Origin of the sequence: Actinoplanes ianthinogenes (assembly GCF_018324205.1) — a bacterium.
In the GTDB taxonomy this organism is placed as follows: Bacteria; Actinomycetota; Actinomycetes; order Mycobacteriales; family Micromonosporaceae; genus Actinoplanes; species Actinoplanes ianthinogenes.
This window is the reverse complement of sequence record NZ_AP023356.1, coordinates 5,198,278-5,213,166: the sequence shown is the minus strand read 5'-3', so window position 1 is coordinate 5,213,166 and position 14,889 is coordinate 5,198,278. Positions and strand designations below refer to the sequence as shown.

The following is a 14,889-nucleotide window of genomic DNA, read 5'->3' as shown; positions in this document are numbered from 1 at the left end:
CAGCACCCTCAAGGTTGGTTGCCCGTTGTTGCCTCGCACCTGCGCCGACGCCGCCTGGCTCGGAAAATTCTCCGGCGGGCGGAGCAACCTTTCCGGCGCCCGGAGACACCACCACGCATGACCCCCATCCCCACTCGCAAGCGCCGGAAGCTCCTCGCCGGCGGCATCGCCACGGTCGCGGTGCTGGCCGGCGCCGGTCTGCTCGGCGGCCAGCCCTGGGCGAACGCCGCGGCCGGCATCACGTTCGACACCGGGACCGGCGTCTCGTTCGTGGTCGACACCACCAACGGGAACATGACGTCGCTCAAGCACAACGGCATCGAGCTGACCGCCGCCGGTCAGGCCGCCGGACAGTTCGAGTCGGGCTGGTCGTCCGCGACGGTCACCGGCCAGACGTTCAACGGTGGCAACTCGATCCTGGTCAGCGCGACCAACTCGTCGATCGGCGTGACGCAGTACTACTTCGCGCGCAAGAACGACAACACGATCTACCTGGCCACGAACATCACCAAGGCGCTGAACCCGGGCGAGGCCCGGTTCATCACCCGGCTGAAGAGCTCGCTGCTGACCACGTCACCGGTCGCCGCGAGGACCGCCGGCACCACGTCGACGGTGGAGGGTTCGGACGTCTTCGCGTTCGCTAACGGGCAGACCGCGTCGAAGTTCTACAGCTCGCAGCGGCTGATCACGCAGACGCCGTTCGGGGCGAGCGGATCCGGGCACGGGGCGTTCCTCATCCCCGGCACCAACGACATGACCTCGGGTGGCCCGTTCTTCCGCGACATCGAGGTGAACGACACCGGCACCGCGGTCAACATCACCCACTACATGTTCAGCGGGCACCAGCAGACCGAGGCGCTGCGGCTGGGCCTGCACGGCCCGTACGCCCTGGCCCTCACCGGCGGCGCCGCCCCGGTCGTGCACAGCATGGACTTCCTCAGCGCGTACATTCCGGGTCTGCTCTCCAACGCCCAGCGTGGCGGCGTGAGCGGCACCGTGACCGGCAACCGCAACGGCCTCACCGCGACCGTCGGCCTGGCCGGCCCGAACGGCCAGTACTGGGGGAAGGTGAAATCCGGAAATTTCGTGATCGGGCATGTGAAGCCGGGTACCTACACCGCCACGCTCTACGCCGGCGAACTGGCCATCGGCGCCACCAAGTCGATCACGGTGACCGCCGGCGCGACCACCACGCTGGCGATGTCCGGTGACGTCCCGGCCGTCGGCACGCTGTTCCAGCTCGGCGCCTTCGACGGCACCCCGGCCGGTTTCCGCAACTCCGACAAGATCGAGACGATGCACCCGTCGGACAGCCGGATGTCGTCCTGGACGGCCGGCAGCTACAGCGCGACGGACGCCGCGAAGTTCCCGATGGCCGAGTTCAAGTCGGTGAACTCGCCGATGGCGCTGACCTTCAGCCTCTCCTCGGTCCCGGCCAACGGCGTCAAACTGCGCATCGGCACCACGTCGAGCTTCGCCGGCGGCCGTCCCGCGGTCACCGTCGGCAGCTACTCGTCGCCGGCCTCGGCCTCGCCCGCACCGGCCAACCTGGACTCCCGCAACGTCACCCGGGGCACCTGGCGCGGCGTCAACACCACCTACACCTTCACCATCCCGGCGAGCGCGCTCAAGACCGGCAGCAACACGCTGTCCATCGCCACGATCAGCGGCAGCAGCGGCGCCACGTTCCTGAGCCCGAACTTCATCTTCGACGCCCTGGCCCTCGACCCGGCCTGAAGATCAACACCATGCGGGGGACCGGCCAGGCGGCCGGGCCCCCGCTTCATTTTTTGATGCTTTCGGTACGCCCGCAGCCCCGCCCTTCCCTCCGCGGCGTCAGGCCTGCTCGTTCATGGCCCGGTGCATCGCCTCGGCATACGGGTCGATCTCCCGCTCCAGCCGGGCCGCCGTAGCGGTGTCCACCACCACCCGCGCCGCCTCGTAGGGCCGAGCACTCAGCCACTGATGACGACGCCCCGCCGGCGGATGACTCGCCAGCAGCGACGCACCGCTGCGGATGGAGAGCTGGCGATGGGCCGGCAGCGCGGGCGTCTCCCGCTCCCGCACCGCGTGCACCAGCCGCCGCCAGGTCGCCGCCGCCTCACCGGCCGGCACGTGCCGCTCGATGTGCCCGACGATCGGGCCGGCAGCCGCCAGCACGTCGAGCGTGTCGAGCACCGCCGCCGACCCGGCCGCCCGCGCCGCCAGCGCGTCGGCCCGCAGCACCGCCTCGCGCCGCTCGTCGGCGCCGAGCGCCGCGAACCACGTGTGCACCGCGGCGAACACCAACGACAGCAGCCCGGCGACGAACTGCAGGGCCAGGTAGAGCAGGTGGAAGATGCCGGACCGGCGGTGCACCCACTCCACCGAGATCTTCGGCCGGATCATCCGGGACAGCCGGCCGAAGAAGGTCCGGGCCGGATGGGTGAGCAGCGACCGGGTGCCGTCCAGATGCTTCAGCTGGCCCAGCCCGTGGCCGATCAGCGCGACGAGTTCCTGCGGCCGCAGCGCCAGCAGCATCGGCACGCCCAGCGTCAGCACCCTGGTCCGGCGCAGGCCGACCGTCGCGGCCCCGGCGTTCGCCTGGAAGTCGACGTGGATCCGGTCCGGCATGGGCGCGCCGGTCCCGGCCGCGACCCGCTCGACGAGCCGGTACAGCTCGGGCATGTGCTCGCGCCCGACCACCAGGGTGTAGTCGTTCATCGGTCGACACGACCGGTGATCTTGCAGGTCAGCGGCCTACCGGTCAAACGCCTCGATCATCTCGAGGATCTCGGCGGCCCGGACGGCGTCGTTCAGGGTCGGCCCGTGCGGGGTTCCGCCGGTGATCGAACGCAGGAACAGCGCCGCCTCGATCACCTTCAGATCGTCGTAGCTCATCGCGATCCCGGCCGCGGGCTGGAACGCGGCGTACTCACCGTCCCCCGGCCCCGCGAAGACCGTGCGACCGTCCACCAGCAACTCGCCCATCCGCCGGAAGTCCCAGCTCAGCATCCCCCGGGTGCCATGGATCGTGAACCCGTAGTGGTTCTGCTCCCCGGCCGCCACCCGGCTCGCCTCGACCACCACCCGGGCCCCGCCGGCCGTCCGCATCAGCGCCGCGAACCAGTCGTCGTTCTCCACCGGCCGCAGCGGCCCGGTGCCCCGCTCGTGCCCGGTGGTGACGCCACGGGGCGCCGGCCGCTCCGGGACGAAGATCGCCCGGTCCGCCGCCACCACCGCGTCGATCTCACCGAGCAGATGCCGGACCAGGTCGACCGCGTGCGCACCGAGGTCGCCGAGCACCCCGTTCCCGCCGCGTTCCCGCTCGAACCGCCAGGTCAGCGCCGCGTCCGGAGCTGCCGCGTAGTCGCTGAAGAAGCGGAACCGGGCATGCGTCACCGCGCCGATCCCGCCGTCCCGCAGGATCGCCCGGGCGCGCTGCACCGCGGGCGCGTGCCGGTAGTTGAAGCCGACGCAGACCTGTCCGGTCCCGGCGACGGCCCGGGCGTCGGCCGCGCTCAGGCCGACCGGCTTCTCGATCCAGATGTGCCGCCCGGTCGCCGCGAACGCCGCCCCGATCTCCCGGTGCAGGAAGTTCGGCGCGGTGATGCTGACCGCCTCGATCCGCGGGTCACCGAGCAGGTCCCGCCAGTCGGTGGTCACGCTCGCGAAGCCGTGCCCGTCCGCCCGGCCGGGCACGTCGTCGGCCCCGGCGATCAACCGGGGCGCCGGGAGATCGGGATAGTGCCGCGGCAGCCGGGCATACGCCTGGGTGTGCACCCGGCCCATCCAGCCGAGACCGATCACGCCGACGCCGATCACATCCATGCCCGTGCATGGTAATCGGCACCGTGGGTAATGCGTGAGCTACATCACGAATCATGGAGGCACCATGGCGCAAAGTCTGGGATCTCCTGCCCCGGCCTCCGACGCAGGAACGATCCGCAGCCTGATCCCCGCCCGCATCGACCGGCTCAGCTGGTCGCCGTTCCACACCCGCATGATCCTGGCGCTCGGCACCGCCTGGGTGCTCGACGGCCTGGAGATCACCATCGCCAGCGCGATCGGCCCGGTGCTGACCGAAAAGGAGACCCTCGCGCTGAGCAGCACCCAGGTGGGTGCGATCGCGACCGTCTACCTGCTCGGCGAGGTGTTCGGCGCGCTGTTCTTCGGCCGTCTCTCCGACAAGCTGGGCCGCAAGAACCTGTTCGTCGTCACCCTCGGCGTGTACCTCGCGGGCAACGCGCTCACCGCACTGACCTGGGGGAACGGCGTCGTCGCGCTGATCTTCCTGTATCTCACCAGATTCATCGCCGGCGCCGGCATCGGCGGCGAGTACGCCGCGATCAACTCGGCGATCGACGAGATGATGCCGGCCAAGTATCGGGGCCGGGTCGACATCGGCGTCAACGGCACCTACTGGGGCGGCGCGATCCTCGGCACCCTGGGCACGTTCGTGCTGCTCAACCAGATGGACCTGAACCTGGGCTGGCGGCTCGGCTTCCTGATCGGCCCGGTCATCGGCGCCTGCATCTGGAGCCTGCGCAAGCACCTGCCGGAGAGCCCGCGCTGGCTGATCATGCACGGCCGGGAGGCCGAGGCCGAGGAGAACATCCAGCAGATCGAGCGGGCCGTGGAGTCGTCCGGGCAGCAGCTCGCGCCGGTCGACGAGTCCAAGGCGATCGAGATCCGGCCGACCCAGGAACACGGGTATCTGTCGCTGCTCCGGGTGCTCTTCAAACAGCTGCCACAGCGGTCGATCCTCGGCGCCACCCTGATGATCACGCAGTCGTTCCTGTACAACGCGATCTTCTTCACCTACACGCTGGTGCTGACCAACTTCTACGGGGTGGACGAGAAGAACGCGCCGCTCTACCTGATCGCGTTCGCGGCCGGGAACCTGATCGGGCCGCTGACCATCGGGCACCTCTTCGACGTGGTCGGCCGGCGCAAGATGATCGCCGGGACGTACCTGCTCTCCGGCCTGCTGCTGGCGATCAGCGCGTTCCTGTTCAACGCCGGTGTGCTGAACGCGATCACCCAGACCATCGCCTGGTGCGTCATCTTCTTCTTCGCGTCGGCGGGCGCCAGCTCGGCGTACCTGACGGTGAGCGAGATCTTCCCGTTGGAGATCCGGGCCCAGGCCATCGCGGTCTTCTTCGCGATCGCCCAGTGCTTCGGCGCGATCGGCCCGGTCTTCTACGGCGCGCTGATCGGCGAGGGCGAGGACCCGGGCAAGCTCTTCATCGGCTACCTGATCGGCGCGGCCGTCATGGCGATCGGCGGGATCGTCGAGATCTTCCTGGGCGTCGACGCCGAAGGAAAATCCCTGGAGGACGTCGCGACGCCACTGTCCGCCGTCACCTCACGGCCGCGCGCGAGCGGATAGAAAATCTCTATTTACGCAGGTCCGCGCGGGTACAGATCGCATGCTCCCGCGCGGGCCGGGGTCGGCGATCTGGCCGCTGGCGCGTCCAGAGCGATCGCCGACCCCTTTACTGTCCGCGGGTGGTTCCGGAGATCAAAACCGGGCTGGCCCCCAGCGCCCTATCCCACTCCCGGATAGGGCCACCAGGACCAGCCCCACACTCCCCAGCTGGCCCTCAGCGCCCCATCCCGTTCCCGGATAGGGCCACCAGGACCAGCCCGACACTGCTCGGCTGGTCTTCAGCGTTCTGGGCAGACGCGGGATCGGGCCGAGCCGCTTGACACCCCTGGCAGATGGGATGCCTTACTGTCCGCGGGTGGTTCCGGAGATCAAACCCGGGGGTGCGCGGCGACGAACTTGGCGATGTAGTCGTCGAGCTGGGTTTCCGGGTGCCAGCCCAGGCTCCCCGCCTTGGTCAGGTCGGCCTGGCCGCGGACGCGCTCGCCGGGCAGCGCCGGGATCATCGTGATCTCGGCGCCGAACAGCTTGGCCACCTCGGCGAGCGGCCACTCGCGGCCGGTGCCGAGCAGGTAGCCGTCGCCGGCCCCGCCCCGGGCGACCAGCACGATGCCGCGCACGATGTCGTCGATGTGGGTGAAGTCGCGGGTCTGCGTGCCCGGGGAGACCACGGTCAGCGGCTCGCCGGCGAGATATTGCCGCTCGAAGATGCCGATCACGGTGGCGTACTTGCCGTTGCCGATCTGGCCCGGCCCGTAGACGTTGTAGAAGTACGTGATGGCGTAATCCAGCCCGTACCAGTTCGAGTAGTTCTTGATGTACTCGATGTTCTTCGCCTTGGTCCAGGCGTACGGGTTCAGGTTCTCGTCGTCGCCGTCGTTGCCGAACTTCGAGCTGGACCCGGCGTAGATCAGTTTCGCGCCCTTGCCGGCCGCGAACTTGACCACCTCTTTGGTGCCCAGCAGGTTGAAGTCCCAGGTCAGGTCGTGGTCCTCGAACGACTGCACGATCCGGCTGTACTCACCGAGGTGGAAGACCAGCTCCGGCGCCGGGAGACCGTGGTCCGCCCAGATCTTGGCGAGGTCGGCGGTGGAACCCTCCAGGTACGTCACCCGGGGGTCGTTCACATGGTTCGCCGGGCTGCCGGTGAAGTAGTTGTCCAGCGAGACGACCGCGGCGTCGGGGAACTCGGTCAACAATGACTTGACCAGGGCACTACCGACGAATCCGGCGCCGCCGGTGACCAGCAGGGTTTGACTCAACGTAGTTCCCAACTTCTCTCCAGCCGCGGCAAATGCGTCGACAAGGCTACCAAGCACAACGGCCGCACCCGAATGCTCGGGTACGGCCGCAGGCTGATTAATGAAAGGTCACCAGGACGAAGGCGGCGGAGGCGGGACGACCGCGGGACGGTCGTCACAGGTGATCACGTTCGGCAGGTACGGGCCGAGCCAGCCCCCGTCGTTGCCACCGAGGTCACTGAGGGTGAACTCGGACCCGCTCGGCGTGAAGTGGAACGAACCGCAGTTGTTCACCCCGGCCGCGCCGACGTTGCGGGCGTCGACGTTCTCGAACGAGGCGCCGCCGGCGGTCCGGGCGCTGACCACACTGGTGCCGGTCCCGTCCACCCGGACGTCCTTGAAGTGCACGCCGTTGATCGAGTACTGGTCCTTCACCCCCCACTCGGAGACCAGCATGATCGCGTTGTAGGTGTTGTCCAGGTAGTGGTCCCCGGTCACCCGGATGTCCGCGTCAATGCTGGAGTCGAGCGCCATGAACCAGATCGCGCCGAGCCCGATGTTCCAGTTCAGGTCGTACGTCCCGGCCCGCACCGTGGTGTTGTCGGTGATCCACAGGTGGCCGGTGAACGGCTCGGCCCCGAACCGCGAGCCGACGTGGATCCCGCTGCCCTCCCGGATCGGGTCGGCGATCAGGTTCCGGGACACGGTGTTGTCCGCGCCGCCGTAGATCGCGATGCCGTTCGCCAGGGTCGGCGTCTGGACGGTGTTGCGGTCGAAGGTGTTACGGCTGTCCGCGGTCTTCTCCGACCACATCGCGAGGGCGTCGTCACCGGTGTTGCGGACGAAGTTGTTCCGCACCAGCGAGTCGCTGACCCCGACGTGGAAGTTCAGGCCGTCGGCGATCTGGTCCACGACGATGTTGCCGCTGATCGTGGTGTTCGACATCGGACCGTCGAACCAGAGGCCCACCTTGGTGTGCTGGATGTGCAGCCCGGTGATGGTGGAGTCGCTCATCGCGCCGCCGATCGCGTTCACCTGGTCGGTGTCGATCCGCTCCCGGACGTCGCCCTCGATCGCGAAGTCGGCCAGGTGCACGTTGTGCGAGCCACCGTCTTTTCCGTAGAACCCGACGCCAGTGTGCACCGAGCCGTCCGCGGCAGGCGTGTCCAGGGAAACCTCGTGGCCCTTGACCGTGGTGTACCAGTTGCCGGCCCCGGTGATCGTCACGTCGTCGACGATGATGTGCCGGTTCACCTGGAACGTGCCGGGCGGCAGGTAGACCGCGCGGTGCACCTTCTTGGCGAACGCGATGGCCTTCTCGATGGCGCCGGCCGAGTCCCGCCGGCCGGTCGGGTCCGCGCCGAACAGCAGCACGTTCACCGCTTTGAGGTCGATCTTCGGAGCCTCGACCAGCTCCGAGTCGAGCAGGTCGATGGTGGTGGGCACCTGGCGCGCGGTCAGCCGGATCTTGTCACCGGCCCGGTAGGTACGACCCAGCGCCAGCCGCTGCTCGTCGTAGAAGTGCATCGGCCGGAACGGCTTGCTGATCGCCGGCGCCGGCTCGGTGGCGGCCGGCACGCAGGCACACTCGGTGATCCACCAGTCCGGGTGCAGCAACCCGGCCTGCGGGTCGTTGGTGAACGGGTACTGGTTGTAGAGCCAGGAGTACTGCGAGGTCAGCGTCATGGTGCGGGTGCCGCCCGGCGTGCCGACGGAGAGCGGCGCGGTGATCCCGCCGCCGGTCGGCGCGTCCGGGATGCTGTACCGCACGGTGATCGCGTTGGCGGCCTTGGGCAGGGTGAACTCGACGTACTCGCCCGGGTCCAGGGTGACCGCGGAGCGGCCGGAGGCTTCGGCGGCGAGCGTGTATGCGGTCCGGTCGGCGGGGAGCACGGCGCCGGTGGTGACGGCGTGCTCGGCCTCCTGCTCGGTGAACGCGACTCCTGCGCCGCGTCCGGCGACCAGGGCCGGATCGAGAGCGGCCCGGGTGGCCGCGGGTGAGATCGAGGACGGATGGGCGGCGGCGGAATCGGACAGACCGATCGCCACGCCGAGGGTGACCAGCGGTGTGGTCAGGAGAGCGGCCCAGCGGGGCGGAGCGAACATGTCGAGGACCATAGAATTCCTGTGATCTGCTCCACAAGAGCCTGTCCCGTTTTCTCGGTGAATTGCTTGGATCTTTCATGAGGGCCTGGATTTCTTGCGGCTTGCTCGTCACCGCGCTGCTCACGGCTTGCAAGAGCGAGCCGGTCGAGCCGGCCTGGGCCACGGTCGAGCTTCCGGGTGCGGCCGGCGCGACGTTGCGGGCCGCCGCCTGCGGCGATTTCTGGTACGTCGCCGGCGCGCTCCCCGCCGCCGGCGGCACCTCCCGCCCGGCCGCCTGGCGCAGCGCGGACGCCGTCACCTGGACCCCGGTCGCGTTCCGGCCGCTGCCCGGCAGCTATTACGGCCCGCAGCAGGTCATCTCGATGGTGGCCTGCGCGGACGGCCGGGTCACGATGCTCGGCGGGGCGCCCGGCGGCGCGCACGGCAACCTGCGGATCAGCTCCTGGCGCGGGCTCCCGGACGGCCGGATGGCGGAGAACCCGGCGCCGTTCGAGACCTACGGCGGGGACACCGCGGTCGACGTGGCGCACCTGGCCGCCGGCCCGGACGGGGTGGCCATCGCCGGCAACCGGTCGTCCGGCGCGGCGTTCTGGCTCTCCCCGGACGGCGGCACGTTCACCCTCTTCGAGAACGCGCCGGGCCTGGCCGGGCCGGGCACCGCGGCCCGGGACGTCGTCGAGCTGCCGGACCGGCGCTGGCTGGTGGCAGGCAGCCGGAACGGGCGGGCCGCCGCCTGGACCAGTGTGGACGGAACCCGGTGGAGCCGCCTCGACCCGCCGGACGCGGGTGTCTACACCGAGTTGCAGCGGGTGCTGATCGACGGCGAGGACGTGCTGGCGGCCGGGCCGCACGGGACCTCGTTCGGGGTGTGGCGGCTGCACGGCGGCGCCTGGAGCGAGGTGGCCACGTTCGGTGGGGCGCCGACCGGGGTGCAGTCGCTGACCAGGGCGAACGGGCGGTTCGTGGTGTCCGGCGGCGGACTGTGGGAGTCGGCTGATGCGCGTGGGTGGCGGGCGGTGGGCGTACCGGAAAGGGTCGTTAACGCGGCCGGCCGCGATCGCCACCTGGTGGTGATCGCGGCCGGCGGGGTCTATCGGTCCGGTTAGAGGCGGAAGCGATCGACGATCTGGCGCAGGTCGCTGGACATCCCGGCCAGGTGCGTGGCGGCGCGGTCCGCCTCGGCCACGCCGACCGTGGTGAGCTGCACCGACGCGGCCACTCCGGTGATCGTCCCGGCCACCCGGGAGCCGGCCTCGGCGGCCTCGGTGACGTTGCGGCTCATCTCCTGGGTGGTCACGGTCTGCTCCTCCACCGCCGAGGCGATGGTGGTCTGGAAGTCGTTGATCTGCCGGATGATCTCGCTGATCTCCTGGATCGCGGTCATCGCGCCGGCCGTGTCCGCCTGGATCGCGGCGACCCGCTGGCCGATGTCCTCGGTGGCCCGCGCGGTCTCCTGGGACAGCTCCTTGACCTCGCTCGCGACCACCGCGAAGCCCTTGCCCATCTCGCCCGCCCGGGCCGACTCGATGGTGGCGTTCAGCGCCAGCAGGTTGGTCTGCTCGGCGATCGCGGTGATCGTCTTGATCACGTCACCGATCTCCGCCGACGACTCGCCCAGCTTGGCCATCACCGCGCTGGTGTTGCGGGTGACGTCGACCGCCCGGTTGGCCACGTGCACGGCCTGGGTGGCGCTCTCGCTGATCTCCCGGATCGACGCGCCCATCTCCTCCGAGCCGGCCGCCACGGTCTGGATGTTCAGCGACATGGTGGCCGCCGAGTCGGCGACCGTCGCGGCCTGCTGCGCGCCCTGCTCGGCGCTGACCGTGCTCTGCTTGCTGGTGGCGGCGAGCGCGCCGGCCTCGGAGGCCAGCGACTCGGAGTGCGCGGCCAGGTCGGTCACGGTCTGCCGCAGCGATGTGGTGGCGGCCCGCAGGGAGTCGGCCATGTGCCCGAGCTCGTCGCGCTGGTGCACGTCCGGGTCGCCGGAGAGGTCACCCTCGGCGACCTGGTCCAGCACGCCGCTCACCTTGCGCAGCGGCACGATGATCAGCCGGGCCACGAACAGCGCGCAGCCCACGCCGAGCAGCAGCGCCGCGGCCAGGGCGGCGATCACCAGGGTCCGGGTCCGGTCCGCCGCGTGGTCGAACCCGCGCCCGGCGAGCAGCGCCTGGTTGGCCGCGCTGATCTCCTCGGAGAGCAGGGCCTCGTAGCTCTTGCGCAGGTCCCGGTTCGCCCCGAGGGCGAGTTCGACGGCCGCCCTGGGCTTGGTCTCGTAGAGGGTGAACTCGTCCTTGACCGCCACGAACCACTTGTCGCTGGCCGCCTCGATCGCGTCGACCTTCGCGGTCTCCGGGCCGGCCAGCGCACGGGCCGCGTCCAGCGACGTTTTCACCTTCTCCTGCCGCCCGAGGGCCTCCTTGGAGAATTTCGGGTCGCCGGTGATCAGGTAGCCCCGCTCGTCGTTGGCGGCGCCCTTGAGCAACAGCGCGGCGTCGTTGAGATCCGTGACGTACGGCAGCATCTGCCCGATCTCAGCGTTCCGCGTGGTCGCCATGTCGCTGATCCCGGTCACGGCGAGCACACCGGTCACCACTGTCCCGGCGATCGCCACGCCGGCGACCGCAAGCACCTTGGTCGAGACCTTACGGTCCCGGCACCACTGCCCGAGCCCACCGTTTCCGGCCATTGTCCATCCCTCTCCTCGTCGGTACCCGCTGGTTCGGCACCTCCTCGGCGGGACTGACCCCGGCAACCAAGAGTCAACCGGTTCGCTTCAGCAACGCACGCCGTTCCGCGTCCGAGGTCGCCGCCGCGGCCGCCCGGCGGAACAGCTCGGCGGCGGCCGCGCGGTCACCGGCACGGGCGGTGAGATCGGCCTCGGCCGCCAGCGCCGGTGCGTAGTCGGCGACCGCGTCCCGGATCGGCGCGAGCAGTTCCAGGCCGGCCGCCGGGCCGTACGCGTAGCCGTGCGCCACCGCCCGGTTCACCTCGATCACCGGGGACGGGTGCACCCGGGCGAGCTGGTCGTACCAGGCGGCCAGGGCGGACCAGTCGGTGGCGGCGAAGTCCGGTGCGGTCGCATGGCAGGCGGCGATGTGCGCCTGGATGGCGTACGGGCCGGTCACCGGATGGGCGGCGAGCAGGCCGACCGCCTCGGCGATCGCGATGTGGTCCCACCGCGACCGGTCCTGCCGCTCCAGGGTGACCAGGTCACCGGCCGCGTCCTGGCGGGCCGCCCGCCGGGAGTGCTGCAACAGGCAGAGGGCCAGCAGGGCGGACACCTCCGGCTCGGCCGGCATCAGCGCGGCGAGCAGCCGGGCCAGCCGGATCGCCTCCCGTTCCAGCTCCGGCTCGCCGTCGTAGCCGTGCGTGAAGAGCAGGTAGAGCACCGCGAGCACGCTGGGCAGCCGCTCGGTCAGGGCCGCGCCGGACGGCACCCGGTACGGGATCCGGGCCTCCGCGATCTTGGATTTGGCCCGGGTCAGCCGCTTGGCCATGGCCGCCTCGCCGACCAGGAAGAGCCGGGCCACCTCGGTGGTCGGCAGGCCGGCGACGGTGCGCAGGGTGAGCGCCACCCGGGACTCCATGGCGAGCGCCGGGTGGCAGCAGGTGAAGATCAGCCGCAGCCGGTCGTCCTCCTCCGGCGCCGGCGCGTCGTTCTCCTGGAGAAACGCCAGGTCACGCAGTTTCCGCTCGGCCATGGCCGCCCTCCGCAGCTGGTCGATCGCCCGGTTCCGGGCGGTGATCATCAGCCAGCCGCCCGGATTGTCGGGTTCCCCGTCGCGGGGCCAGCGCCGCAGGGCCGACTCGATGGCGTCCATGGCGCAGTCCTCGGCCAGGGTCCAGTCGCCGGTCAGCCGGATCAGCGTGGCGACGATCCGGCTGAACGACTCCCTGAAGAAGACCTCATTCACCGTGGTACGGCCGCAGCTCCACCCGTCCGCCCCAGGCCATCGGGTGGGCGCGGGCCACCTCGATCGCCTCGTCCAGGTCGGCGCACTCCAGGATGTCGAAGCCCACGATCACCTCCTTGGTCTCGGCGAACGGGCCGTCGGTGAGCAGCAGCTTGCCGCCGCGGACCCGGACCGTGGTGGCCGCCGACGGCGAGGCGAGCTGGTTGCCCAGCACCCGCCGCCCGCTGGCGTCGTTCTCGGCCACCCACTTCTCGATGTCCGGGGCCTCCAGCTCGGTCTCCGGCTCGGTGTCGGTGCAGACGAACATCATGTACTTCATCGGTCTCCCTTTCTCGGTCTCACCCGCATGTCTCACCTGCATGACGAACGACTGCCGGGGATCAGGACACCGGGACGTTGAACGGGGTGAAAATCTGCACGGCGGCCGGGTGCGAGCGGATCGGCCCGGGCAACACCCCGTGTGCCCGCAGAATCGCCCGGCACGCGTGCCGCAGGTCGGCGCGCAGATCCTGGTGCAGCACCGCGGAGATCTGCTGGGCGCGCAGCAGCGCCAGGGTGTCCGGATCCAGCCCGTGCGCCACGACCACGTCGTAGTTGCGCTGCTCGGCCGCGAACGCCGCGACCACCTCGGCGCAGCCGCCCGCGGCCGGCACGTACGCGGCCCGCACCGTCGGGGTGCCGGCCAGCGTGGCCCGCGCCTGCTCCGGCCCGCTCACCTCGTGCAGCCGCCGGGCCGGGCCGAGCACCGACCGGAACCCGGCCGTCCGTCGCTCCGCCGCCGCCCCGCCGGCCACCAGCACGTCGCCGGCCCGGTCGTGCAGCCACTGCTCGACCAGGTACGCCGCGGTCGCCCCGGCCTCGAAGTCGTCCACCCCGACGTGCGCGATCCGCTTGCCCGCCGGCAGATCCACGTTCAGCGTCACCACCGGCACGTCCAGCCGGCCCACCGCGTCGGCCACCTCGGGCAGCGGTGGCGCCAGCACGATCACGCCGTCCGAGCGGGACCGGGCGACCTGGTGGAGCGCGGCGACCGGGTCGTCGGCGAGATGCGTGCGGAGCTGGATCGGCAGGTCCAGATCCAGGGCCGCGGGCACGTCCGCGCCGGAGCCGCGGGGCAGCACCAGGTCGACGGTCAGGACGCGGATCTGCTCGAACTCCCGATCCAGCTCGGCGACCGCCTGATGGACCCGGCGGGCGGTGCTCTCCCGGACACCGCCCCGCTGGTGCAGCACTCGGTCCACGGTGGCCGGGCTGAGACCGGCCCGCGCGGCGATCTCCTGGATCCGGTGCGGGGGCTTCACGCCGTACAGAATGATGGGTTTCTGAGGTCGCATGGAAGGTCTTTGATCTCATTCCGCCCCATCGCGTGACGTACTCTTCCCGCGTGCGCGTGATCTCCCGCCGGTCCGGCGACGACGTCCAGGTGTTCGACGAGGCCCTCGAGCCGCTCCGGATCTTTCCGCTGCCGCCGGACGTCTGGAGCTGGTCGGTCTCCTCGGCCCGCGACTCGCTGGTCTACGCGACCGACGACGCGGTCGTCCGGATCGACCCGGACGGACGTGAGCGGTGGCGCTTCGAGCTCGGCCCGCAGGGCGAGTGGGCCGGCTCCTTCATGATCGACGCGGTGTTCTCCGCCGACGACACCCTGGTCTGGGTCTACGCGCCGCAGAGCGAGGCGGGCCGCGGCGACCTGGACGAGTGGATCGTGCTGGACGCGGCCACCGGCGAGCCGCGCCGCCGGTTCCCGCTGGAGACCGCCGGACAGGGTGGCGGCCAGCACGCCCTGCGCGACGGGCGGATGCTGCTCGACGTCGGCGAGGGTCAGGACGGCGGCCGGGTCTTCCTCGCCGGGCCGGACGGCGAGCCGCACGACTTCGGCTGGTACGACCGGGTGCCGATCAGCGTCGCGCCGGACGAGAGCCAGTTCATGACGGTGGAGCACGGGCAGGACGACGTCGCCTTCCACGACCTGCCCGGTGGCGAGGTCCGGTTCCGGCTGACCGCGGAGGACTTCGGGGCGGACTCGGTCGAGTTCGCCGGTGGTTACCTGGACGACGAGACCGCGATCGTGGTCGTCGCCGGCGGTGACGACTCGTGGCGGCATTTCCGGGTCGGCACCCGCACCGGTGAGGTCCTCGGCGACCTGGGCATCGTCACGATGGAGCCGGACGATCTCGAACCGCTCGGCGACGGGACCTATGTCATTACCGACACCGACGGAACCCTCAGGCGCATGTGATCAAGCGACGAAGACGATAAA

At 70.6% G+C, this 14,889-nt stretch carries 12 protein-coding genes; 4 read left to right on the top strand and 8 right to left on the bottom strand.

Annotated features, from left to right (window positions below; all coding sequences use genetic code 11):
• The first annotated feature begins 117 nt into the window (after window positions 1-117).
• Window positions 118-1,737 (top strand): rhamnogalacturonan lyase B N-terminal domain-containing protein, encoded by a 1,620-nt coding sequence (locus tag Aiant_RS23490; RefSeq protein ID WP_229829869.1) that lies wholly within the window; start codon window positions 118-120, stop codon window positions 1,735-1,737.
• 99 nt (window positions 1,738-1,836) lie between these two features.
• On the opposite strand, the gene Aiant_RS23485 is transcribed toward Aiant_RS23490, so the two are convergent.
• Window positions 1,837-2,703 (bottom strand): M48 family metallopeptidase, encoded by an 867-nt coding sequence (locus Aiant_RS23485; RefSeq protein WP_189329018.1) that lies wholly within the window; start codon window positions 2,701-2,703, stop codon window positions 1,837-1,839.
• Between the two features lie 36 nt (window positions 2,704-2,739).
• The gene (locus tag Aiant_RS23480) at window positions 2,740-3,810 is read right to left on the bottom strand and encodes a Gfo/Idh/MocA family protein (RefSeq protein WP_189329017.1); all 1,071 of its coding nucleotides are present in this window, start codon (window positions 3,808-3,810) and stop codon (window positions 2,740-2,742) included.
• 64 nt (window positions 3,811-3,874) lie between these two features.
• Between Aiant_RS23480 and Aiant_RS23475 the strand changes: the two genes are divergently transcribed.
• Entirely contained in the window at window positions 3,875-5,371 is a 1,497-nt protein-coding gene (locus Aiant_RS23475; protein ID WP_189329016.1) for an MFS transporter, read from the top strand.
• A gap of 368 nt (window positions 5,372-5,739) precedes the next feature.
• On the opposite strand, the gene Aiant_RS23470 is transcribed toward Aiant_RS23475, so the two are convergent.
• Both Aiant_RS23470 and Aiant_RS23465 read right to left on the bottom strand, forming a co-directional pair.
• A complete protein-coding gene (locus tag Aiant_RS23470; protein WP_189329015.1) occupies window positions 5,740-6,630 on the bottom strand; it encodes an NAD-dependent epimerase/dehydratase family protein in 891 nt (296 codons plus the stop codon).
• 108 nt (window positions 6,631-6,738) lie between these two features.
• Window positions 6,739-8,715: a glycosyl hydrolase family 28-related protein gene (locus tag Aiant_RS23465; RefSeq protein WP_229829868.1), complete on the bottom strand. Its 1,977-nt coding sequence runs from the start codon at window positions 8,713-8,715 to the stop codon at window positions 6,739-6,741.
• 77 nt (window positions 8,716-8,792) lie between these two features.
• Between Aiant_RS23465 and Aiant_RS23460 the strand changes: the two genes are divergently transcribed.
• Window positions 8,793-9,821 (top strand): WD40 repeat domain-containing protein, encoded by a 1,029-nt coding sequence (locus Aiant_RS23460; RefSeq protein ID WP_189329013.1) that lies wholly within the window; start codon window positions 8,793-8,795, stop codon window positions 9,819-9,821.
• Here Aiant_RS23460 and Aiant_RS23455 read toward each other — a convergent pair.
• The 4 genes from Aiant_RS23455 to Aiant_RS23440 form a co-directional block, all read right to left on the bottom strand.
• A complete protein-coding gene (locus Aiant_RS23455) occupies window positions 9,818-11,401 on the bottom strand; it encodes a methyl-accepting chemotaxis protein (protein WP_189329012.1) in 1,584 nt (527 codons plus the stop codon). The genes Aiant_RS23460 and Aiant_RS23455 overlap by 4 nt on opposite strands.
• Before the next feature lie 73 nt (window positions 11,402-11,474).
• Window positions 11,475-12,629, bottom strand: coding sequence for an RNA polymerase sigma factor (locus tag Aiant_RS23450; RefSeq protein WP_189329011.1), 1,155 nt, complete (start codon window positions 12,627-12,629; stop codon window positions 11,475-11,477).
• The gene (locus Aiant_RS23445) at window positions 12,622-12,948 is read right to left on the bottom strand and encodes a YciI family protein (RefSeq protein ID WP_189329010.1); all 327 of its coding nucleotides are present in this window, start codon (window positions 12,946-12,948) and stop codon (window positions 12,622-12,624) included. Before Aiant_RS23445 ends, Aiant_RS23450 begins: the two co-directional genes overlap by 8 nt.
• 61 nt (window positions 12,949-13,009) lie before the next feature.
• Entirely contained in the window at window positions 13,010-13,930 is a 921-nt protein-coding gene (locus Aiant_RS23440) for a LacI family DNA-binding transcriptional regulator (protein ID WP_189329009.1), read from the bottom strand.
• 83 nt (window positions 13,931-14,013) lie between these two features.
• Here Aiant_RS23440 and Aiant_RS23435 point away from each other — a divergent pair, with 83 nt between their 5' ends.
• Window positions 14,014-14,868, top strand: a complete 855-nt coding sequence (locus Aiant_RS23435) for a hypothetical protein (protein ID WP_189329008.1) — start codon at window positions 14,014-14,016, stop codon at window positions 14,866-14,868.
• The last annotated feature ends 21 nt before the right edge of the window (window positions 14,869-14,889 follow it).